At 45.6% G+C, this 23200-nt stretch carries 20 protein-coding genes and 2 pseudogenes; 12 read left to right on the top strand and 10 right to left on the bottom strand.

The window, feature by feature from the left end; genetic code table 11:
* Nucleotides 1-30: 30 nt before the first annotated feature.
* The 3 genes from ACJHXA_RS05325 to ACJHXA_RS05315 all read left to right on the top strand — a co-directional run bounded on the left by ACJHXA_RS05325 (nt 31) and on the right by ACJHXA_RS05315 (nt 2248).
* Nucleotides 31-744, top strand: coding sequence for a TerC family protein (locus ACJHXA_RS05325; RefSeq protein ID WP_000895624.1), 714 nt, complete (start codon nt 31-33; stop codon nt 742-744).
* 137 nt (nt 745-881) lie between these two features.
* On the top strand, nt 882-1100 hold the full coding sequence (gene ygdR / locus ACJHXA_RS05320; protein ID WP_000758655.1) for a lipoprotein YgdR: 219 nt from the start codon (nt 882-884) through the stop codon (nt 1098-1100).
* Between the two features lie 107 nt (nt 1101-1207).
* The gene (locus ACJHXA_RS05315) at nt 1208-2248 is read left to right on the top strand and encodes an NADP(H)-dependent aldo-keto reductase (protein ID WP_039023468.1); all 1041 of its coding nucleotides are present in this window, start codon (nt 1208-1210) and stop codon (nt 2246-2248) included.
* A 31-nt stretch (nt 2249-2279) separates the two neighbouring features.
* On the opposite strand, the gene lplT is transcribed toward ACJHXA_RS05315, so the two are convergent.
* Nucleotides 2280-3473: a lysophospholipid transporter LplT gene (gene lplT / locus ACJHXA_RS05310; RefSeq protein ID WP_000004616.1), complete on the bottom strand. Its 1194-nt coding sequence runs from the start codon at nt 3471-3473 to the stop codon at nt 2280-2282.
* On the bottom strand, nt 3466-5625 hold the full coding sequence (gene aas, locus ACJHXA_RS05305; RefSeq protein WP_000899049.1) for a bifunctional acyl-ACP--phospholipid O-acyltransferase/long-chain-fatty-acid--ACP ligase: 2160 nt from the start codon (nt 5623-5625) through the stop codon (nt 3466-3468). Before aas ends, lplT begins: the two co-directional genes overlap by 8 nt.
* 585 nt (nt 5626-6210) lie before the next feature.
* Between aas and galR the strand changes: the two genes are divergently transcribed.
* Nucleotides 6211-7242: an HTH-type transcriptional regulator GalR gene (gene galR, locus ACJHXA_RS05300; RefSeq protein ID WP_000201048.1), complete on the top strand. Its 1032-nt coding sequence runs from the start codon at nt 6211-6213 to the stop codon at nt 7240-7242.
* Between the two features lie 6 nt (nt 7243-7248).
* Here galR and lysA read toward each other — a convergent pair whose 3' ends face one another.
* Nucleotides 7249-8511: a diaminopimelate decarboxylase gene (gene lysA, locus ACJHXA_RS05295; RefSeq protein ID WP_072711698.1), complete on the bottom strand. Its 1263-nt coding sequence runs from the start codon at nt 8509-8511 to the stop codon at nt 7249-7251.
* A gap of 121 nt (nt 8512-8632) precedes the next feature.
* On the opposite strand from lysA, the gene lysR reads away from it, so the two are divergent.
* Entirely contained in the window at nt 8633-9568 is a 936-nt protein-coding gene (lysR, locus tag ACJHXA_RS05290) for a DNA-binding transcriptional regulator LysR (protein ID WP_000741827.1), read from the top strand.
* Here lysR and ygeA read toward each other — a convergent pair.
* From ygeA to ACJHXA_RS05265, 5 genes are all read right to left on the bottom strand, one after another.
* Nucleotides 9555-10247 carry an amino acid racemase gene (gene ygeA / locus ACJHXA_RS05285; protein WP_000848664.1) on the bottom strand — a complete coding sequence of 231 codons (693 nt, stop codon included), beginning with the start codon at nt 10245-10247 and terminating at the stop codon, nt 9555-9557. The two genes, lysR and ygeA, sit on opposite strands and share 14 nt — an antisense overlap.
* 128 nt (nt 10248-10375) lie before the next feature.
* Complete coding sequence (gene araE / locus ACJHXA_RS05280) at nt 10376-11794, bottom strand: arabinose-proton symporter AraE (protein ID WP_000256438.1); 1419 nt, start codon at nt 11792-11794, stop codon at nt 10376-10378.
* A gap of 307 nt (nt 11795-12101) precedes the next feature.
* Nucleotides 12102-12863, bottom strand: coding sequence for a 2-dehydro-3-deoxy-D-gluconate 5-dehydrogenase KduD (gene kduD, locus ACJHXA_RS05275; protein WP_000603518.1), 762 nt, complete (start codon nt 12861-12863; stop codon nt 12102-12104).
* A 29-nt stretch (nt 12864-12892) separates the two neighbouring features.
* Nucleotides 12893-13729, bottom strand: coding sequence for a 5-dehydro-4-deoxy-D-glucuronate isomerase (gene kduI / locus ACJHXA_RS05270; RefSeq protein WP_283512260.1), 837 nt, complete (start codon nt 13727-13729; stop codon nt 12893-12895).
* Between the two features lie 286 nt (nt 13730-14015).
* Nucleotides 14016-15197, bottom strand: a complete 1182-nt coding sequence (locus ACJHXA_RS05265; protein WP_000656029.1) for an acetyl-CoA C-acetyltransferase — start codon at nt 15195-15197, stop codon at nt 14016-14018.
* A 254-nt stretch (nt 15198-15451) separates the two neighbouring features.
* On the opposite strand from ACJHXA_RS05265, the gene ACJHXA_RS05260 reads away from it, so the two are divergent.
* From ACJHXA_RS05260 to yqeJ, 4 genes are all read left to right on the top strand, one after another.
* Entirely contained in the window at nt 15452-16681 is a 1230-nt protein-coding gene (locus ACJHXA_RS05260; protein WP_000065950.1) for an amino acid permease, read from the top strand.
* A 459-nt stretch (nt 16682-17140) separates the two neighbouring features.
* Entirely contained in the window at nt 17141-17773 is a 633-nt protein-coding gene (locus ACJHXA_RS05255; RefSeq protein WP_001406068.1) for a helix-turn-helix transcriptional regulator, read from the top strand.
* 332 nt (nt 17774-18105) lie between these two features.
* A complete protein-coding gene (locus ACJHXA_RS05250; protein ID WP_001313226.1) occupies nt 18106-18915 on the top strand; it encodes a transcriptional regulator in 810 nt (269 codons plus the stop codon).
* Nucleotides 18908-19390, top strand: a complete 483-nt coding sequence (gene yqeJ / locus ACJHXA_RS05245) for a protein YqeJ (RefSeq protein ID WP_283512259.1) — start codon at nt 18908-18910, stop codon at nt 19388-19390. Before ACJHXA_RS05250 ends, yqeJ begins: the two co-directional genes overlap by 8 nt.
* Before the next feature lie 32 nt (nt 19391-19422).
* Here yqeJ and ACJHXA_RS05240 read toward each other — a convergent pair whose 3' ends face one another.
* Both ACJHXA_RS05240 and yqeK read right to left on the bottom strand, forming a co-directional pair.
* The gene (locus ACJHXA_RS05240) at nt 19423-19503 is read right to left on the bottom strand and encodes a hypothetical protein (RefSeq protein WP_000655821.1); all 81 of its coding nucleotides are present in this window, start codon (nt 19501-19503) and stop codon (nt 19423-19425) included.
* 35 nt (nt 19504-19538) lie between these two features.
* A pseudogene (gene yqeK / locus ACJHXA_RS05235) lies at nt 19539-19963 on the bottom strand (protein YqeK).
* 193 nt (nt 19964-20156) lie between these two features.
* Between yqeK and ACJHXA_RS05230 the strand changes: the two are divergent.
* From ACJHXA_RS05230 to ygeH, 3 genes and pseudogenes are all read left to right on the top strand, one after another.
* Nucleotides 20157-20647 (top strand): annotated as a pseudogene (locus ACJHXA_RS05230) (hypothetical protein).
* Nucleotides 20648-20871: 224 nt separating this feature from the next.
* A complete protein-coding gene (locus ACJHXA_RS05225) occupies nt 20872-21363 on the top strand; it encodes a tetratricopeptide repeat protein (protein WP_001564498.1) in 492 nt (163 codons plus the stop codon).
* Nucleotides 21364-21696: 333 nt separating this feature from the next.
* Nucleotides 21697-23073, top strand: a complete 1377-nt coding sequence (gene ygeH / locus ACJHXA_RS05220; protein ID WP_000362702.1) for a HilA family transcriptional regulator YgeH — start codon at nt 21697-21699, stop codon at nt 23071-23073.
* Nucleotides 23074-23200 lie beyond the last annotated feature (127 nt).

The following is a 23200-nucleotide window of genomic DNA, read 5'->3' as shown; positions in this document are numbered from 1 at the left end:
CCGCTTCATTTTTTTGGCAGGGCTTTTTAGATGTTATTTGCATGGATAACCGATCCTAACGCCTGGCTTGCGCTCGGTACGCTGACGCTGCTGGAGATCGTTCTTGGGATCGACAATATTATTTTCCTTTCTCTGGTGGTGGCAAAGCTTCCCACAGCACAACGTGCTCATGCGCGCCGTCTGGGGTTGGCGGGAGCCATGGTTATGCGTCTGGCGCTGCTGGCATCAATCGCCTGGGTTACGCGCCTGACAAATCCGCTTTTTACAATATTCAGTCAGGAAATTTCTGCCCGTGATTTGATTCTGCTTCTGGGTGGCTTGTTCCTTATCTGGAAAGCCAGCAAGGAAATCCACGAATCCATTGAAGGTGAAGAAGAAGGGCTGAAAACACGCGTTTCATCATTCCTCGGCGCTATCGTGCAGATTATGCTGCTGGATATTATCTTTAGCCTCGACTCGGTGATTACGGCTGTGGGTCTGTCAGATCACCTGTTTATTATGATGGCAGCCGTGGTGATTGCCGTAGGCGTGATGATGTTCGCCGCGCGCTCGATTGGTGATTTTGTCGAACGCCATCCTTCGGTAAAAATGCTGGCGCTCTCTTTCCTGATTCTGGTGGGCTTTACCCTGATTCTGGAAAGTTTCGACATCCACGTACCGAAAGGTTACATCTACTTCGCGATGTTCTTCTCTATTGCGGTTGAAAGCCTCAACTTGATTCGCAACAAAAAGAATCCGCTCTGATACTCCGTACGCTCTCCTGCGGGAGGGCGTACTCACTCCTTTTACCCTCACAGTTTAAGATTTTCCTGCTTTCAAGATATATAACGTCGGTTTATAAACAGACTATTATCATAGGTAGGCCAAATGAGGATAACCGGATGAAAAAATGGGCAGTAATAATTTCTGCAGTCGGACTGGCGTTTGCTGTTTCCGGGTGTTCCAGTGATTACGTCATGGCGACCAAAGATGGCCGTATGATTTTGACCGATGGAAAACCTGAAATTGATGATGATACCGGGCTGGTGAGTTATCACGATCAGCAAGGTAACGCGATGCAAATTAACCGTGATGATGTTTCGCAAATTATTGAACGTTAACAAATAAGGTCAGCATCCGGCTGGCCTTAAGATTTTTCTCTTTCCCTTTTCCCTTCCCTCTGCCATTTTTATATTCCTTATGTCGTGATTATAAAAAGGAAACGGCTATGCAATATCACCGTATACCCCACAGTTCGCTGGAAGTCAGCACGCTGGGGCTTGGCACGATGACGTTTGGTGAACAGAACAGCGAAGCCGACGCCCACGCACAACTCGACTATGCCGTCGCTCAGGGCATTAACCTTATCGACGTTGCCGAAATGTACCCAGTACCTCCGCGCCCCGAAACGCAAGGGTTAACCGAAACCTACGTCGGCAACTGGCTGGCGAAACATGGCAGCCGCGAAAAGTTAATTATCGCCTCCAAAGTGAGCGGACCGTCGCGCAATAATGACAAGGGCATCCGCCCGGATCAGGCGCTGGATCGGAAGAATATCCGCGAAGCGCTGCATGACAGCCTCAAGCGCCTACAGACTGATTACCTCGATCTTTATCAGGTGCACTGGCCGCAGCGCCCGACCAACTGCTTCGGCAAACTCGGTTATAGCTGGACGGATTCTGCGCCTGCGGTTTCGCTGCTGGATACGCTGGACGCACTGGCAGAGTACCAACACGCGGGAAAAATTCGTTATATCGGCGTGTCGAACGAAACTGCATTTGGCGTAATGCGCTACCTGCATCTAGCGGACAAACACGATCTGCCGCGTATTGTCACCATTCAGAACCCTTACAGTCTGTTAAACCGCAGTTTTGAAGTAGGTCTGGCAGAAGTCAGCCAGTATGAAGGGGTCGAACTGCTGGCCTATTCGTGCCTGGGTTTCGGCACGCTGACCGGGAAATATCTCAATGGTGCAAAACCCGCTGGCGCACGTAATACGCTCTTTAGTCGGTTCACCCGCTATAGCGGTGAGCAAACGCAAAAAGCCGTCGCGGCGTATGTTGATATCGCCAGACGTCATGGCCTGGACCCTGCTCAGATGGCGCTCGCGTTTGTACGCCGTCAACCGTTTGTTGCCAGCACTCTGCTGGGCGCAACCACGATGGATCAGCTGAAAACTAACATCGAAAGTTTGCATCTGGAGTTAAGCGAAGACGTATTAGCTGAAATTGAAGCGGTGCATCAGGTTTATACTTATCCGGCACCATAAGATTAACGCCGGTTAAAACCGGCGTTAAATATTAATGACGGCGCTGCCAGATCCACAGCGCCGTTATTGCCAGCGCAAACAGCGCACCGAAGCCAATGCCAATGGGCACGACCGGGATGCCTATCATTACCGCCAGCGAGTAAATGCCCAGCATCAACAACATGGCGCTGTTTTCGCCAAGGTTTTGTACTGCAATCGCATTCCCCGCCCCGACGCTTTTTTTACCCCGCTCCTGTAGCAACGCATTGAGCGGAACGACAAAAAAGCCCCCCATCACGCCAATCAGCATCAACAAGGCATAGGCTGGCAGCAGCTCGTGTTGCAGGGAAAAAATCAGTACCACCACGCCAATCAAAATCCCGGCTGGCATACAGCGTGACACGGTTTCCAGCGTAACTAACTTCGCTGCCGCACCTGCGCCAACCACGATACCAATCGCTACCATCGCGTTGAGATAGGTGGGCGTAGCGTTATCGGTAATGCCCAGCGCCACCGGTACCCACAGCACCAACAGGAAACGCAGCGTGACACCCGCTCCCCAGAATAAACTGGTGCCCACCAGCGAAAAACGCGTTTCACCATTGCGCCATAGCGAGGTGCAGGCATTCAGGAAACTGCGGGTCATGTTGATGAGATTCCAGGACTGCCCCGGACGCGCCGCCGCCAGTTTGGGAATGTAGATATTGGCAACGACCGCACCACCGTAGGCCAGTGCGCATGCGGCCAGGGCGACGAGGACATGCCAGTCAGCCAGCACACCACCGGCTACGGAACCGAGCAAAATCGCCGCTATGGTAGAAGCTTCCATTAAACCGTTAGCTTTCACTAACTTACTACCCGTGGTTAATTCGCCGAGAATACCGTATTTCGCCGGTGAATAGGCTGCAGCACCAACACCCACCAGCGTATAGCCGAGAAACGGATTGATACCAAAGCAGATACTGGCTGCGCCCAGCAGCTTCAGGCCGTTGGCAAACATCATCACCCGGCCTTTGGCGAAGCTATCCGCCACCTGCCCGACAAACGGCGCAAAAAGAATGTAAGCACCTACAAACACCATTTGCAGGATGGGCTGGCTCCACTCCGGATAGAACTGCGCTTTCAGTAACGCCAGAGTGGCAAACAGTAGGGCATTATCGCCAAACGCAGAGAGAAACTGCGCCACGATAACCGCTTTCATCCCCTTCGACCACAACGAAGTGTTAGTGTGCACTGACTCACTCATCGTGTTGTTCCGCTTCGTCTACCCAGCTTTTCAACGTGACAAAGTCAGGTTTGCCGCTGCCAAGTAATGGCATCTGTTTCAGATAGCGAATATCGCGCGGTACAGCAAGCTCCGGCACGCCGTGCTCGCGGGCATACTGTTGCAACTTATCGCGCGTCAGTTCGTTATCTGTGGTGAAAAGCACCAGTGCCTCGCCTTTGCTGGCATCGCTCTTAATCGCAGTGGCATGGACTTTATCTGGCGAAACACCAAGTGCCAGTTGTTCCACCATTTCCAGCGACACCATTTCGCCTGCAATTTTGGCAAAGCGTTTTGCGCGGCCCTGAATCTGCACAAAGCCCTGCTCGTCAAAACGCACAATATCGCCAGTGTCATACCAGCCGCGCTCCATTTCGCCGCGAACATTCTCGGCGGTGGGCACTTCCAGTACACCTGGCTTCTCCACCCGCAGATAGCCGTTCATTATGTTCGGCCCTTTCAGTTGCAGGCGTCCGCCCTCTTCGATACCAGGGACCGACAACAGGCGCGCATCCATTCCTGGTAGAATACGCCCTACCGTACCGGGTTTCGCCGCCATCGGTACGTTGATAGAAACGACAGGCGCGCACTCGGTTACACCATAGCCTTCAAGGATGCGCAGGCCAAATTTATCCTGCCAAAGCTGTTTGGTACTTTCTTGTAGTTTTTCTGCGCCTGCCACCACATAGCGTAGACGATAGAAGTCATACGGGTTGGCGAAACGCGCGTAGTGACCGAGGAAAGTCGAGGTACCGAACAACACGGTGCAACTGCGGTCATACACCAACTCCGGCACAATGCGGTAATGCAGCGGGCTTGGATAAAGGAACACTTCTGCACCTGTAAGCAGTGGCGTAAACAGGCCTACCGTCAGCCCAAAGGAGTGAAACAGCGGTAATGCCGACATAAAGCGATCGTTGGTGGTGAAGTCGGCAATCGTTTTAATCTGCTCGACGTTCGCCAGAATGCTTTTATGGCTATGGACGACGCCTTTTGGATGGCCTTCAGAACCGGAGGTAAAGAGGATCAGCGCCTCTTCTTCCGGCTGCTGTTTTACCTGCGCCAGGCGCGGCATCAGCAAATGAGCGAAGATCCATACTTTGTCGGCAGTGGTGACATCTGCTTTTAAATCTTCCAGATAGACCCAGCGCACCTGAGTAAGTTGCTCCGGCAGATGCCAGAGTTTGCCTTTATCGAGAAACTGGCGGGAAGTGAAGATGGTTTTGATTTCAGCCGCCGTAATAGCACTGGTCAGCCCTTTTACCCCAGCAGTGTAGTTCATCATTGCGGGAATGCGGCGACGCGCGATGGCCCCAAAAATCACTGCCGCACTGATGCCTGCATTGGGCAGCATTAAGCCGATGCGTTCGCCTTCAACACTGTATTTTTCAAGGATGCGTCCAACAAACAGCGTTTTCGTAAGCAATTTGCGATAGGAGTCTGGGGTAAAGTTGACGTCTTCGACACATTTCTTCCCGGCTCCGAAGCGGTACATTGCACTCAGTAAAGATTCGTACAGAGTTTCACGCGGGCGCACCGCCATACGCGCTTCCATCATTATTTGATGCAGCATTTCACCAGCGATTTTGCGACGGTCACGGGCACGCGGCGCATCCGGCATCGCCACCTGCGTTGGTGGCAAAATATGCAGAGTAATTTGCGGGAACAAGCGACGTTTAACCAGACCTTTCAGGCGGCTGAAGTGCGTAAGTTCCGCCCCTTCAATACGCACAGGAATAACCGTTGCACCAGACTTCGCCGCGACAAAACCCGCGCCATCGTAGATTTTCATCAGCGAGCCTGTAGTGGTGATGCGTCCTTCAGGGAAAATCACCACTGGTCGGCCCTGTTCCACCAGACGTACCAGATGTTTAATAGCCATAGGTTGCGTCGGGTCGAGAGGAACAAAGTCGATAAATGATTTCAGCCAACGCATATACCACTGTTGGCTTATTGAGGTGTAAACGGCAAACACTGGACGCACAGGTAAAAACAGTCCAAGCAAAATGCCATCAATAAAAGAGACGTGATTAGGCGTAATTAGAACGCGCTCGCCCTTCAGTGCCTGGGTGTCACCCGTAACGCGAACGCGATACAAAACACGGCACAAATTTCGAAAAAAGCTAAAAAGCATTCCAACTCCCTTTGCTCTGATTCAGTAAAAGCGAATGGAGGGAGATTACACGAGATAAAGAACGCGAGCGACAGTAAATTAGGTGCGAAAAAAAACCTGCGCATCCGCGCAGGTTGGTGCAAGAGACAGGGTACGAAGAGCGTACCGAATAATCTCACCAATCAATACCTCTGGGATCTTGATTGTGGTCTGCACGACGACTCTTCGCCAGCGAGAAAACGCAAAGGAATGAAGGGAAATGCAACGAGGTGTGTAAATTGTCGGTTACTGTTACAGATTGATGACCGGCCAAAAAAAACCTGCGCATCTGCGCAGGCTGGTGTAATTCATGTGCTCAACCCGAAGTTGACTTCACCTATCAATACCTCTGGGATCACCACTTTAGCAACCTGAAGCCAAACGCCACCAGCGGTCAATCGCAACAGCGTTTCGCAAAGTGTAACCAAAGGTTTGCAATCTCTTTTTTTGTCTTACTTATTTGCGTTTGGCTCACATTCCCACGATGAAAACACGCCACCCCTTGAACCAACGGGCGTTTTCCGTAACACTGAAAGAATGTAAGCGTTTACCCACTAAGGTATTTTCATGGCGACCATAAAGGATGTAGCCCGACTGGCAGGCGTTTCAGTCGCCACCGTTTCCCGCGTCATTAATAATTCACCTAAAGCCAGCGAAGCTTCCCGGCTGGCTGTGCATAGTGCAATGGAGTCTCTTAGCTATCACCCGAACGCCAACGCCCGTGCGCTGGCGCAGCAGACCACTGAAACGGTCGGTCTGATCGTTGGTGATGTTTCCGATCCGTTTTTCGGTGCAATGGTGAAAGCGGTCGAACAGGTGGCTTATCACACCGGTAATTTCTTATTGATTGGCAACGGTTACCACAACGAACAAAAAGAGCGTCAGGCTATTGAGCAACTGATCCGCCATCGCTGTGCTGCGTTGGTCGTCCATGCCAAAATGATCCCGGATGCCGATTTAGCCTCATTAATGAAACAAATGCCCGGTATGGTGCTGATCAACCGTATCCTGCCTGGCTTTGAAAACCGTTGTATTGCTCTTGACGATCGTTACGGTGCCTGGCTGGCAACGCGTCATTTAATTCAGCAAGGTCATACCCGCATTGGTTATCTGTGCTCTAACCACTCTATTTCTGACGCCGAAGATCGTCTGCAAGGGTATTACGATGCCCTTGCTGAAAGTGGTATTGCGGCCAATGACCGGCTGGTGACATTTGGCGAACCAGACGAAAGCGGCGGCGAACAGGCAATGACCGAGCTTTTGGGACGAGGAAGAAATTTCACTGCGGTAGCCTGTTATAACGATTCAATGGCGGCGGGTGCGATGGGCGTTCTCAATGATAATGGTATTGATGTACCGGGTGAGATTTCGTTAATTGGCTTTGATGATGTGCTGGTGTCACGCTATGTGCGCCCGCGCCTGACCACCGTGCGTTACCCAATCGTGACGATGGCGACCCAGGCTGCCGAACTGGCTTTGGCGCTGGCGGATAATCGCCCTCTCCCGGAAATTACTAATGTCTTTAGTCCGACGCTGGTACGTCGCCATTCAGTGTCAACTCCGTCGCTGGAGGCAAGTCATCATGCAACCAGCGACTAACCGCAGTTAAAGCAATTCCAGCGCCAGTAATTCTTCGATGGTCTGGCGACGGCGAATCAACCGCGCCTGACCATTATCAAACAGAACTTCTGGTAACAGCGGACGGCTGTTGTAGTTGGATGACATTGATGCGCCATATGCCCCTGTATCATGCAGTACCAGATAATCACCCGCCTTCACTTCCGGCAAGGCGCGGGGTTCAACATTTCCCCCTTCCTGCTGGGTAAAGACATCGCCCGATTCACATAATGGCCCGGCGACGACGGTTTCCACCGTTGGCGCGTGTTCCAGAGAACGACCATCAGCTGCCAGGGCACTGATATGGTGGTAACTACCGTACATTGCCGGGCGCATCAGATCGTTGAACCCAGCATCAACCAGCACAAAGTGGCGGCTACCCATTTGTTTGACGCTCCGCACCTGAGTAATTAATACGCCAGACTGCGCTACCAGGAAGCGACCCGGTTCAATTTCCAGTTTCACAGGGTGGCCCAAATGGCGGGCGATTTGCTCACGCGCGGCATTCCACAGACCATAATAATGTTCGGTATCAACCGCCTCTTCACCCTGTTGATAAGGAACAGAAAGCCCACCGCCCGCAGAAATAGCCTGTAAATCCTGACCGAATTCGATGACCTGACGCACCATAGCACCACACACCTGTTCCAGATGGGCATAATCAACGCCAGAACCAATGTGCATGTGAATGCCGACCAGCTGCAGATGATGACGTTGTATCACGTCCAGTGCGGCGGGCAGATCGGTGTACCAGATACCGTGCTTGCTGTTTTCGCCACCGGTATTGGTTTTTTGGCTATGTCCGTGACCAAACCCCGGGTTAACGCGCAGCCATACCCGATGCCCTGGCGAAACCTGGCCCAGTTGGTCGAGCATATCAACAGAACCCGCATTCACCGGAATTTGCAATTCACTGACGCGTTCAAGCGTCGCCTGATCGATAACATCTGCCGTAAAAACAATATCATCGGGGTGCGTTTGCGGATTGTAACCCGCCGCCAACGCACGCTCTATTTCGCCTAACGAGACGGAATCCACTTTCACGCCCTGCTCACGCATTAAGCGCAAAATATGAATATTGGAACAGGCTTTCTGTGCAAAGCGCACCACATCAAACTGTTTCAGCGCTGCAATCTGCCGACGAATAATTTGCGCATCGTAGACCCACACCGGGCAGCCAAATTCAGCGGGCAAACGCAGCAGATTTTCGGCGGTGAGATCGGTATCGGTGCTGAACAGTGAATGTGGCATAACAAACTCCAGATGAGTGCTTTTTTATGATTACGCCACATCATAAAAAGAATAAAAAATATCGATTTATGTCGAGTCTATGCAAAAATGATATGGATTACCGGATTGCGAGAGAGCGCTAATGGCCGCCGTTAACTTACGTCATATTGAAATTTTTCATGCGGTAATGACCGCCGGAAGCCTGACTGAGGCAGCACACCTGCTACACACCTCACAGCCAACCGTCAGCCGCGAACTGGCGCGCTTTGAGAAGGTGATCGGGCTAAAATTGTTTGAGCGCGTACGTGGACGATTACATCCTACCGTGCAAGGACTGCGTCTGTTTGAAGAAGTGCAACGATCCTGGTACGGACTGGATCGCATTGTCAGCGCCGCAGAAAGTCTGCGCGAGTTTCGCCAGGGAGAACTGTCTATTGCCTGCCTGCCGGTCTTTTCGCAATCTTTTTTACCGCAGCTCCTGCAACCCTTTCTGGCACGTTATCCCGATGTCAGCTTAAATATCGTGCCCCAGGAATCACCGCTACTTGAAGAGTGGCTCTCGGCCCAGCGTCATGATTTAGGACTCACTGAGACACTCCATACGCCTGCGGGAACAGAACGTACCGAATTACTCTCTTTAGATGAAGTGTGTGTGTTACCTCCGGGTCATCCGCTGGCGGTAAAAAAGGTATTAACGCCGGATGATTTTCAGGGTGAGAACTACATCAGCCTTTCCCGTACTGACAGCTATCGCCAGTTGCTGGATCAGCTATTTACTGAACATCAGGTTAAACGACGCATGATCGTAGAAACCCACAGCGCCGCGTCAGTCTGCGCAATGGTACGGGCGGGGGTAGGTGTTTCGGTGGTTAACCCGCTCACCGCACTGGATTATGCGGCAAGCGGTTTAGTGGTGCGGCGGTTCAGTATTGCGGTTCCGTTCACCGTCAGCCTGATCCGCCCCCTGCACCGCCCGTCATCAGCGCTGGTGCAGGCGTTTAGTGAGCATTTACAAGCGGGGTTACCGAAACTGGTCACTTCTCTTGACGCGATTTTGTCGTCAGCTACGACAGCATAAAAGCGACAGCATCCTCGGCATGGATCGCCGCGGTATCAAACACAGGCAAAACACTGCGCTCTTCTGGCACCAGTAAACCAATTTCTGTGCAGCCAAAAATGACGCCCTGTGCGCCCTGTTCTGCAAGGCGAGCAATCACTTGCGCATAATAAGCGCGTGACGCTTCGGTAAATTGCCCCAGACACAGTTCTTCAAAAATAATCTGATTAATTTTCGCCCGTTCATCCGCTTCAGGAATAAGACAATTGATGGAAAATTGTTCCGTCAGCCGCCCGCGATAAAAATCCTGTTCCATGGTGTAACGCGTACCCAGCAGCGCCACACGAGTCATTCCGGCCCCGGTAATTGCACGTCCGGTGGCATCCGCAATGTGTAAGAAAGGCAGAGTGCAACGTGACTCAATGGCATCCGCCACTTTATGCATCGTATTGGTACATAACACAATACCTTCTGCGCCCGCCCGCTGTAAGCCAAGCGCCGCCTCAGCCAGAATGTCCCCGGTTTTATCCCATTCCCCGCGACGCTGGCACTCTTCTATTTCATGAAAATCGACGCTATGTAGCAGCACTTGCGCAGAGTGAAGCCCACCAAGCCGCTGTTTAATGCCTTCATTTATCAGACGATAGTAAGGAATGGTGGATTCCCAGCTCATTCCTCCCAGCAAACCAATTGTTTTCATTCCTCTCTCCTGATGTGTGTTACCGCAACAAGGCTGAATAAGGAACGAGACAAACGCCTCAACGGCCAGGTGCCCGATCTCTATTAACGAAAAAAGGGCCGGATGTACAGCACATCCGGCCCGTGAAATCAGACGCCGATATTTCTCAACTTCTCGCCTGCCATCAGTTTGCGTTCGATATGTTCCAGCGTGACATTTTTGGTTTCCGGAATGAGCCAGAAAGTGATGCCCACAAACGCAATGTTCAGCGCAGTGTAGAGCCAGAACGTACCGGCAGCGCCAATGCTATCAAGCAGTGTCAGGAAGGTCGCGCCGATAATCATATTCGACACCCAGTTTGTCGTCGTCGAACAGGTAATACCGAAATCGCGGCATTTCAGCGGCTGAATTTCAGAGCACAGGATCCACACCACTGGCGCGGCGCTCATCGCATAACCGGCAATACACATCATCGTCATGCCAACAGAGAGCCAGGACAAGCCACTGGAAGCCGTACCGTTATCAAACTGCATCAGGCAATAGCCCAGCACCAGAGTGCCTAACGCCATCACGCTGAAACCAATTTTCAGAGCCGGTTTACGACCTGCTTTATCTACCGTAAAGACCGCAATGAAGGTCGCGAACATAAAGGTCAGTCCCACGACCAGAGTCGCAATCATCTGTTGTTCTGTGGTCGTAAAGCCCGCCATTTTGAAGATACGCGGCGCATAGTACATGATGATGTTCATACCGGTAAACTGCTGCATCGCCTGCAACAACATACCGAGAAACACAGCACGACGGACGTTACGGTTGATCTTAAACAGTGCCCAACCGCCTTGTTTTAACTTCAGGCTTTCACGAATTTCGTTGAGTTCTTCTCGCGCTTTTTCCGACGTATCGCGCAGCATACGCAACACTTCTTCCGCCTCAATATGACGCCCCTTTTCCGCCAGCCAGCGCGGGCTATTTGGCAGGAAGACCACCAGAATAATCAGCAGGACTGCTGGTAAAGCAAGAACCCCCAACATTGCGCGCCAGTTACCGCTATAACTGAACGCTGTATCGGATAAAAACGCCAGCACGATGCCGAGTGTGACCATCAACTGGTACATACTGATCATCTTACCGCGAACGTTTTCACTTGCCATTTCAGAAAGATACAGAGGAGCGGTGTAAGACGCGATCCCGACAGCAATGCCCAGCACCACACGAGCGGCGATTAACATCTCTACGCTGGTCGCAAAAGCGGACCCTATAGAACCGAGTACAAACAGGATGGCCCCCGCCATCAGGCTGTATTTACGACCCAGGCGGAACGACAGCCAACCATTAAACAGCGCACCAATTGCTGCGCCGAGCATCATGCTACTAACCACCCATTCCTGCAAACGACTGGTCAGCACAAAGTGATCGGTAATGAACGGCAACGCTCCGGCGATTACGCCGATATCAAGACCAAATAACAATCCTGCGACCGCAGCAGCTACCGAAACAAACATATTCATACGCCGCGTATCCCGCAAAGAACGTGGCGTTAAAGCAGATTCCGTATTGATAGTAACCATTTTTTCCTGCCAGCAGAGAGTAAGACATAGTGAAAAAATACGTGAACAACTCACGCAGGTGTCAGGTCGGAAACAGCATAAATATGGATTAAATTGCTACGACATGTCGTTATGTGATGGATATTCCAATTTTCAAATTAAGTTGAATTATTGATATTATTATTAACCACCTAATTTTACAGCAGATAAAATTCATAAAGTTCATTAATTGATATGGATTATTTCATAACCATGATATGGATTATGATGATCTACAGATATAAAAAACCCTGCCATGCGGCAGGGTCATAAAAGTAAGAAGAATGAATTAACGCGCCAGCCAACCGCCATCCACGGCAATGGTATAACCATTCACATAATCTGAAGCGCTGGAGGCAAGGAACACTACCGGCCCCATCAGGTCACTCGGCAGTCCCCAACGGCCAGCTGGAATGCGGTCGAGGATTTCCGCGCTACGTTGTTCATCTGCCCGTAGTTGTTGAGTATTGTTGGTCGCCATGTAACCCGGGGCTATCGCATTAACATTAATGTTGTGTTTAGCCCATTCGTTCGCCATCAATCGCGTCACACCCATCACGCCGCTTTTTGATGCGGTATAAGAAGGCACACGGATCCCGCCCTGGAAGGAGAGCATTGACGCGATATTGATAATCTTGCCGCCATTGCCTTGCGCGATAAAGTGTTTCGCCGCTGCCTGAGACATGAAGAATACGCTCTTGATATTCAGGTTCATGACATCGTCCCAGTCTTTTTCGCTGAACTCGAGAGCGTCTTCGCGGCGAATCAATCCGGCGTTATTCACCAGGATATCAATATGACCAAACTCCGCTACCGCGCGATCCAGCAGTGCTGGAATACCATCAATCTTTCGCAGATCGGCGGTCAGGCTTAAAAAACGACGCCCCAGCGCCGTGACCTGCTTGATGGTTTCAGTCGGTTCAACGATGTTAATGCCAACAATGTCACAGCCCGCTTGCGCCAGCCCCAACGCCATCCCCTGGCCCAGCCCAGTATCACAGCCAGTGACGACCGCAACTTTACCTTCGAGAGAAAATGCACTTAAAATCATAACAATACCTTATTCGTTTATGCCCACAACTAGCGCAAATCTTTAACGGCCACATGGTCCATATCATCAAAGACCTGGTTTTCACCGACCATGCCCCAGATAAAGGTATAAGCTTTGGTTCCGACGCCGGAATGAATCGACCAGCTCGGGGAGATCACCGCCTGCTCGTTATGCATCACAATATGATGCGTTTCTTGCGGCTGCCCCATCATGTGGAAAACGCAGGCGTCATCATCCATATTGAAATAGAAATAAACTTCCATCCGGCGCTCGTGGGTGTGACACGGCATGGTGTTCCACAAGTTACCCGGAGCCAGCTCCGTCAGCCCCATACTCAATTGGCAGGTTTCCAGTACATCCGGGACAAAATATTTGTTAATCGTGCGACGGTTACTGGTGAGGTTATCGCCTAACGTGACTGGAGATACTTCGTCCGGTGTGACTTTTTTGGTGGGATACGTCGTATGCGCGGGTGCGCAATTGTAATAAAACTTCGCCGGAGTGCCGGTATCAATACTGGCAAAGACAACTTCTTTTGCACCTTTACCAACATACAGGGCGTCGCGGTGACCGATTTCATAGCATTGGCCATCGACAGTAATCGTACCGGCACCGCCAATATTGATAACACCTAACTCGCGACGTTCAAGGAAATAGCTTACGCCGAGTTGTTTACCAACTTCCCCGCCAACGGAAACCGTTTTAGTTATCGGCATAATGCCGCCAACAATAATTCGGTCAATGTGGCTGTAAACCATGGTGTACTCATCGGCGACAAATACCTTTTCAACCAAAAATTCATTGCGCAGCCCTTGGGTATCCAGCGTTTTTGCGTGCGCACTGTGGATGCTCTGTCTTACGTCCACATCAACCTCCGATAATCAGTGAAGCGTGAAAATAGAAAACGATAGTGAAACACTGTTTCGTTTTCTCTATAAAGGGATGATATGCCCATGGGCTAGGGTTTTCAATTAAAAATAAAACAATGTTTCATTTTTAAGTTAAGGATTAAAAAAAGTGCAGTGTCGATCACGAATATGTCATGAGAATGGAAAAATGAGGGAGCCCAGAAAATGTATGTCGACTTGCCAGCCATCATTATTCAACAGATTAATGACGGCAGATATTTATCGGTAAGGAGGAAATGCAGAGCTATTCGTCACGTTCAATGGTCAATGCCACGCCCTGGCCCCCGCCGATACAAAGCGTTGCCAGTCCTTTGCGGGCATTACGTTTCACCATTTCATGAACCAGAGAAACCAGGATTCGGCAACCGGAAGCGCCTATCGGGTGACCAAGTGCGATCGCACCACCATTGACATTGACCCGACGCTCATCCCACTCAAGCATCTTGCCAACCGAAAGCGCCTGTGCAGCAAACGCTTCATTAGCCTCGATAAGATCGACATCAGCCAACTGCCAGCCTACACGCTCCAGGCAACGGCGGGTCGCATACACCGGCGCAATTCCCATCAATGCCGGATCTACACCAACGCTGGCAAATGCGCGAATGCGGGCCAGCACGGGTAAATTCAACGCTCGTGCTTTGGCTTCGCTCATCATCATTACCGCAGCTGCGCCATCGTTTATGGATGATGCATTACCCGCTGTCACAGAACCGAGACTATCAAATGAAGGATTTAAACGGGCTAAACCTTCTGCACTGGCGTCAGTGCGTGGCTGTTCATCGGTATCAACAACCAACGTCTGACCGTTACTTTGGGTCATTACCGGGACGATCTCATCTTTAAATCGTCCGGCGTCAATCGCCGCTCGCGCTTTTTGTTGCGAGCTAAGTGCGTAAGCATCCTGCAATTGACGGCTGATGCCATATTCGCGAGCCAGATTTTCGGCGGTGACACCAATATGATAATCATTGAAGGCATCCCATAACCCATCATGCACAAGACTGTCAACCAGCTGGCTATTGCCAAGCTGTGCACCGGTGCGGCTATCAGTCAGAACATGTGGTGCGCGGCTCATGTTTTCCTGGCCACCGGCGATGACAATATCAGCCTCGCCACACTGTATCGCCTGAGTAGCCAGATGCAGTGCTTTAAGTCCGGAACCGCAGACGTCATTAATCGTGATTGCAGAAACGCTATTAGGCAGACCACCTTTAATAGCCGATTGCCTTGCCGGATTCTGCCCTGCCCCTGCAGTCAACACCTGACCAAGAATTACTTCATCCACCGCATATGCAGGAACGCCGGTACGTTCTATTAACGCTTTCACGACCAGACTACCAAGTTCCACGGCGGAATGACCCGCTAACGCACCGCGAAAGCAGCCGATAGGTGTCCGTAACGCCCCGACAATCACAACGTCTTTCATCACAACCTCGCACCAATTAACAGTGCAATAGTAAATGATTGTTAATTACAGTTATCTTAATTGTTTAAAAAAAGTGATTTTTATCACAAAGGAAATATGCCTGAGCAGTAGTCAGAGTCATAACTGGCACGTAAGGTTTGCAACCACTAACCCACCAATAGAGGGGTAGATAGGGCGTTAATCTCCCATACTTAACCTGGTTTATGGTAAATTGCCCTCCATTTTGTTTAATTTGTAGATGATACGTTCAGATAATGTCTAATATTTGGTCTAAAGAAGAAACTCTGTGGAGTTTCGCGCTCTACGGCACAGCCGTTGGTGCAGGCACGCTCTTCCTTCCTATTCAGTTAGGTTCGGCAGGGGCTGTGGTCCTGTTTATTACTGCTCTGGTCGCCTGGCCTTTAACATATTGGCCACATAAAGCCTTATGCCAGTTCATCCTCTCATCGAAAACATCAGCAGGTGAAGGGATAACGGGCGCAGTAACACACTACTATGGCAAGAAGATTGGTAATCTGATTACCACGCTGTACTTCATCGCCTTTTTTGTCGTCGTGTTGATATATGCAGTGGCAATTACCAACTCACTTACGGAACAGCTGGCAAAGCATATGGTTATTGATCTTCGCATCCGTATGTTGGTGAGTCTGGGTGTTGTATTAATCCTGAATCTCATTTTTCTGATGGGACGCCATGCAACCATTCGGGTAATGGGTTTTTTGGTATTCCCATTGATTGCCTATTTCTTATTTCTTTCCATTTACCTTGTCGGTAGTTGGCAACCTGATCTATTAACGACCCAGGTAGAGTTCAATCAGAATACCCTTCACCAGATATGGATATCGATTCCCGTGATGGTTTTCGCCTTTAGCCATACGCCCATTATTTCTACGTTTGCCATAGACAGACGTGAAAAATATGGCGAACACGCTATGGATAAATGCAAAAAAATTATGAAAGTCGCTTATCTCATCATCTGCATAAGTGTACTGTTCTTTGTCTTTAGCTGCCTGCTTTCTATTCCACCTTCGTATATTGAAGCGGCTAAAGAAGAAGGGGTCACCATTTTATCGGCGCTTTCTATGCTGCCGAACGCCCCAGCATGGCTGTCAATTTCCGGGATTATTGTCGCAGTAGTTGCGATGTCGAAATCATTCCTGGGTACGTACTTTGGCGTTATTGAAGGTGCCACGGAGGTCGTCAAAACAACACTACAGCAGGTTGGTGTAAAGAAAAGTCGTGCATTTAACCGCGCACTATCAATTATGTTGGTATCGCTGATCACCTTCATTGTTTGTTGCATTAACCCGAACGCGATTTCGATGATTTACGCGATCAGCGGCCCGCTCATTGCCATGATACTTTTCATCATGCCTACGTTGTCAACGTATCTGATCCCGGCGCTTAAACCCTGGCGTTCCATCGGAAATCTGATTACGCTGATCGTGGGTATCCTGTGCGTATCGGTAATGTTCTTTAGCTGATATCCATTGTGAATGGTTCAAAATTGCTACAATTTTGAACCATTCCAGTTTTCATAATGTTCATTCGTTATTATTCCGCACTATCACTTCCCTCATCATATCCTAGTATTATCAGTTAGTTAAACACACAAAGAGATCTGAACATCTTAAATAAGACTATTTAAGATGCATAACTTAGATTCGCAAGATATCTTCTGGTCATTCAAAAACAATTTGCGATATAGATATTCTCATACCATGAGATAGTTATCTGAACCACCCTCAACCAGGTAAGATTAAATCAGTGAAACATAATCATATTTAATAACGAGAAATGCATTTTAAAATGTCTTAATCAGAATTATAGCAAATACAGATTAATCGCAATTTTTTCCAGCAAAATTACAAAATCATGGTGTATTGACATCATCAATCACCAATGAAATTATGCAATTATATACGGATAGGGAGGTTCTTAACATGGGGCTTTGTAGTCGTTATAAAAGTCTTACATGCAATAGTTGCTCAATGCATTGCCAAATAATGCCAGAAGAGTCACCGCGTTTGCAGTACTGCGCAAACTCGTGTTTTTGTATGTGGCCCGAAGAAAGTTCATATTTTAATCGTGGTGTGGTAGAAGGTATCTTAACAAAAAACCACAATGCGAGATTAAGCGGATATATTTTTGTCGATTTTTCAGTAAGTTTTTTACGTCTATTCCTTGAAAAAGACTGGATTGACTATCTTGCAAGTACTGACATGGGGATTGTTTTAGTCAGCGACCGCAATATGCAATCGTTAGCTAATTACTGGCGAAAACACAACTCAGCAATATCTGCTGTCATATATAATGATGATGGTCTTGATGTTGCCAATGAAAAGATCAGACAACTATTTATTGGTCGTTATTTATCATTTACCAGAGGTAACACATTAACTCAGATGGAATTCACCATAATGGGGTATATGGTTTCTGGTTATAATCCATATCAGATTGCTGAAGTTCTGGATATGGATATCCGTAGCATCTACGCGTACAAGCAACGAATCGAAAAGAGAATGGCTGGTAAAATAAACGAATTATTTATTCGTTCACATTCAGTCCAACATTGATACTCAACAATCTGCAAGAATCATACTCTGTTTATACGGGCATTTATGGAAATGCCCGTATTTTATAAATAGGCCGTCCCCTCAAGAGTAAACACATAGTATTTAAAACCATCACACGAAAAATTCAGAAGCATTACGAAATATGAACTTACAAACAATAGTGGCATAAATGTTAACCATGTTAATTTACATAAAGTTTTACGTTGCGACATTAAAGCCTCATTTCAATCATCATGATAAATATAAAATTAATATATATTTATGCCGTAAATACCAATATACTTAGCAAACTATGTGATTTCCATTTCGATTGATTTAGTGTTTATTGACGTATGTACTGGATTATTAACGATAATATCGAGTTCTGGCCTGAGCACCGAAAATTAATATCGGTACATAACGCCGATCTTAACGTCGTTCTGACAACGCCAGCCAGTCGTTGTTTATCACTTCTACTTGAAGCTTTTCCTGATGTGGTTGCACAACAAGATTTTTTCACCAGAGTCTGGGAAGAAGAAGGTATGCGTGTGCCTACTAACACGTTATATCAGAACATATCCATTATCAGACGCGGATTTCGCGCTGTTGGTGATACTACCCACTCGCTTATTGCAACCGTACCGAGAAGAGGATTCAAGATCCATAATGACATTAACATACAAAATCATGTAATAAACTCATCAACAGACGCACATACACACAATGCCCCACCTGCCATAAAAGTTAATGCGGGATACAAAGAGAGCATTGGTGGCGCAAAGAATTTCAATAACAAAATCCTCAAACATATAAAAAGTTATCTAATTATGTTGAGCGCATTTGTCATAGGCGCATATTCTGCATATTGGCTATGGAATAATAATCAACCGAAACCATTTTTCAAGGATTACAAGACTGTTGCGGAAATTAATGGCTGCCATTTTAATGTAACAGAAGATACAATTGATGGGTTGAAAGAGTTCGATAAATATAAAACACGGATACTGGATTCGGGGATTAACTGTAAAAAATATCCGTGGTTATACTTCCCTCTTGCAAAATCCTCACCGGGGATGATTGTTATGGCATGCAATAAAAACTATAACCAACATGAAGTGGCTGGCTGTTTAACCCTGTCTTACCGTGAGGTTAATCGTGATTGATCATAAAAAAAACTTATTATTTATTTTAGTTTTTATCAGTGGGTTTATTCTCTTCACTGTCTATTCTTACACTGCAGAAAAAATGATATATAACGAAACATGCACTGCAAATTGGGTAATTTTTAATGACCAGGGACGAGCAAATCTTACCATCGACTTTATGTTTAACAAAAAAAATAAAACAGGAACTGTTGCGTTGAGTGGAACCTGGCAACAAGGTAACAGAGAAAGTAAATCAATACGGCGAAATATTGAATACACATGGATTGAAAACTATGACACAGCCCATTTAACATCAAAGAAAGTTAATAAGTTTGAGATTATGGATCAAGTTGATGATGATAGACTTGTACAACTTATTCCTGATTTTTATGTCTTTCCAGAAAAAAGTGTAAGCTATAATATACTAAAGCAAGGTAAGCATGCTTTTATTTTGAGCATTGGTAACAGAGCAATAATGCATTGTGCAAGGTAAACTAAAATAGATAACAAAAAGATGGAACCTCGTTAATCATAAAACAATAAAATTAAATATTCTCGCAGTATATGGCAGTCTAAAGCATCAAAGTTTTGATCAACATCTTTCATTTTAGACATCTCCTTGCAATGTAAAATATCATGTATCAACAACATCTGGTGCAAATCCATGAGTCGAACTCGACATTCATCTTAGCTCGATTATTATTCCTTCGTACAGTCGATGTAAACAATACAGAAAGAGGATTATTAAGAACCAGTTTACTCAGTGAATCAATAGAGGAAAGGATTAACGTTTCTTTAAAAGAATTAATTTCATCATCTGTTAAACTAAACTCATCATTGACAGATCGTGAGATATAACTGTTTTTAACTTTACTCTTTACGTTGACTTTATTGACAGAATTAACATTCACATATCTTGAATTTAATGTCCATGATGTTGTTTGCGTGAGAACCTTCTCAGCATTAAGGAATTTTTTAACGGAATCCTTGGTTTCTTTTTCGAGTCCGAATTTACAATATCATGCATATAGACCATTTCATGAATCTGCGAAAACTCAATGTCCATTGTATACCTCACATTTTTACCGTGACTCGATGTTACTGTTCAATAATCACCTTCCATCAATACTAAAATTAATACCCCTAATGTGCCGATAACAAATATAGTCATTCTACGTAACGTCTCCATAAGGTGATATTTGACATTATCAGAAGCTGCGAATTCGGATTTTGCTCTAATCAAATGAGAGAAATGTAAAATGAAGCCACGAAATATTAATAATAGCCTATCACTGCAACCATTAGTTCCTGATCAGGAGAACAAAAATAAGAAAAATGAAGAGAAATCCGTTAATCCAGTTAAAATCACAATGGGGTCTGGTTTAAATTATATTGAACAAGAATCTCTTGGAGGAAAATATCTAATACATGATTTGTCAATAAAGATAGCGGATATTTCTGAAGAGATAATTCAGCAAGCAATATTATCTGCTATGAGCATATATAAATTTTCGATAACAGATGATTTAATGAGTATGGCTGTAAATGAACTCATAAAACTGACCAAAATAGAGAATAATGTAGACCTGAATAAATTCACTACTATATGCACAGACGTTCTATCCCCCCTCGTCACCAGACATAATAAAGAAAAAAAACAAACGACATTCTACCCTTCGCAAAAATCCCCTTTTTAATTTTCATTGAAAAAATGGCAATTGATACTATGAATCCAGGTCATACACATTAAGGCATTTATGTAATGTCGTAATTAAGACAACTAATAAGGTGAATATTAGTAAAACAACTAATGATGTTATTATTTTGTAGTGAACAGTACTTTTACCAATAATGAAAAATATACCATAAGCAATGCAAGCTTAAAACCAATAATTTAAAAAAGATAAATGTAAAAATATTAATGAGTCAATCAATAATAATTTAGCATCACGAGACACATCACAGAGGAATATTATGAGCACAGAAACAATTGAAATATTCAATAATAGTGATGAATGGGCAAATCAACTAAAACACCTATTATCGAAAGGAGAAAATCTGGCATTACTACATGGTTTAACTCCTGATATCCTTGATAGAATATATGCATATGCATTCGACTACCATGAAAAGGGTAATGTAACGGACGCAGAAATTTATTATAAATTTTTGTGCATTTATGCGTTCGAAAATCATGAGTATCTAGAAGGTTTTGCATCAGTATGTCAGTCAAAAAAGAAATATCAACAAGCATATGACCTTTACAAACTAAGTTACAATTACCTCCCGTATGATGACTATTCAGTTATTTATCGTATGGGTCAATGTCAGATTGGGGCTAAAAATATCGATAACGCAATGCAATGTTTCTATCACATTATTAACAATTGTGAGGATGATAGTGTTAAGAGTAAAGCGCAGGCATATATTGAACTCTTAAACGATAATTCAGAAGATAATGGCTAAGCATTACAATCATTTGGTTAAATTTGCTGGTTATAGTGCAGTTAACCACTATAACCAGCACCTCTTATGTTTTCTTAAATCAGCATCTTAAAACAGTTAAGAGCATACTATAAATCATTATTTTTCAATGCGTTAGAGAACAATCTACTTTATCAAAATTGAATAAGGCTATTTCAGATTACATCACTGAATTCCTAAGATAAATTAGTGAACACAACCATAGAATGTCGAATGTAATTTCCTGTAACGTTAATGACACATAAATATGAATAGCCATAATTTCTATTGCTTAAGCAGGATGCAAGAAACCAATTTTTTCATAGAGGTTAACTAATGGACTTAGAAAATAAATTCTCATATCATTTTCTTGAGGGATTAACGCTCACGGAAGATGGAATTCTTACTCAAGGAAATGAGCAAGTTTATATTCCACAGAAAGAGTTAGGTGTATTAATAGTATTACTTGAATCCGCTGGTCATGTTGTACTGAAAGATATGATCATCGAATCAGTATGGAAAAATATTATTGTTAGTGACGAGTCCCTGACAAGATGTATCTATTCTTTGCGCTGCATTTTTGAAAAAATTGGCTATGATCGTTGCATAGAAACAATCTACCGGAAAGGTTATCGTTTCAGCGGGCAGGTTTTCAAAACTAAAATTAATGAAGATAATACTTCAGACTATTCCATAGCTATATTCCCTTTCACTACTTCGTTGAATACACTGGATCCATTAATACTTAATCAGGAATTAGTGCAAATCATTTCAAATAAAAAAATCGATGGTCTCTATACCTATCCGATGGCTGCGACAAATTTTTGTAATGATCACATATCTCAAAATTCATTCTTGAGCAGATTCAAGCCAGATTATTTCGTTACAGGAAGAATAAACCAGAATAATGCAGTGAACACTTTATACATTGAGTTGATCGACGCTAAAAACCTTTTCCTCATCGCCAGTAATCATCTCCCTGTTGATGAACTACATAATACATCACAATTTATTATAGATAATATCCTTCAAACGGTACATAAACCAGAACGATCTGTAAGATTAGCTAAGCAGGACCAAGGATATAAGAATCATTATTTATCAGATGAAATGTTAGCCGGAAAGAAAGAACTTTACGACTTCACCCCTGAAAGCATTTACAGGGCCATGACTATATTTGATAGATTACAAAATAAAAGTGATATACAGACGCTAAAAACAGAATGTTATTGCCTTCTAGCGGAATGCCATATGTCTTTGGCACTTCATGGAAAAAGTGAACTTGAACTTGCTGCTCAAAAAGCATTAGAGCTTTTAGATTATGTATCAGACATAACCACTGTCGATGGAAAAATTTTAGCTATTATGGGACTGATAACTGGTCTGTCTGGACAAGCAAAAGTATCTCATATCTTATTTGAACAGGCTAAGATACACTCAACTGATATAGCCTCTCTCTACTACTATAGGGCACTAGTCCACTTTCATAATGAAAAAATTGAAGAGGCAAGGATTTGTATAGACAAATCACTACAACTCGAACCCAGAAGACGAAAAGCAGTTGTGATAAAAGAATGTGTAGATATGTATGTGCCTAACCCGCTCAAAAACAACATTAAACTCTACTATAAAGAAACTGAGAGTGAAAGCCATCGAGTTATAATTGACAACATTTTGAAATTAAAGCAGCTGACGAGAATTTGTATGCGATAAATTTTTATTGACGCAATTTTATTATTTAGATGTATGCAACTTGTTATTTAAACAACAGAGATAAAAATATCTAAGATATTCACCTTATTGCAAGATATTTAAAATGCTCTAGAGTTAAAAGTATGAT

It is taken from the genome of Escherichia sp. WS33, from assembly GCF_046486385.1.
Taxonomy (GTDB): domain Bacteria; phylum Pseudomonadota; class Gammaproteobacteria; order Enterobacterales; family Enterobacteriaceae; genus ECMA0423.
This window is presented reverse-complemented; position numbering and strand designations above follow the sequence as displayed.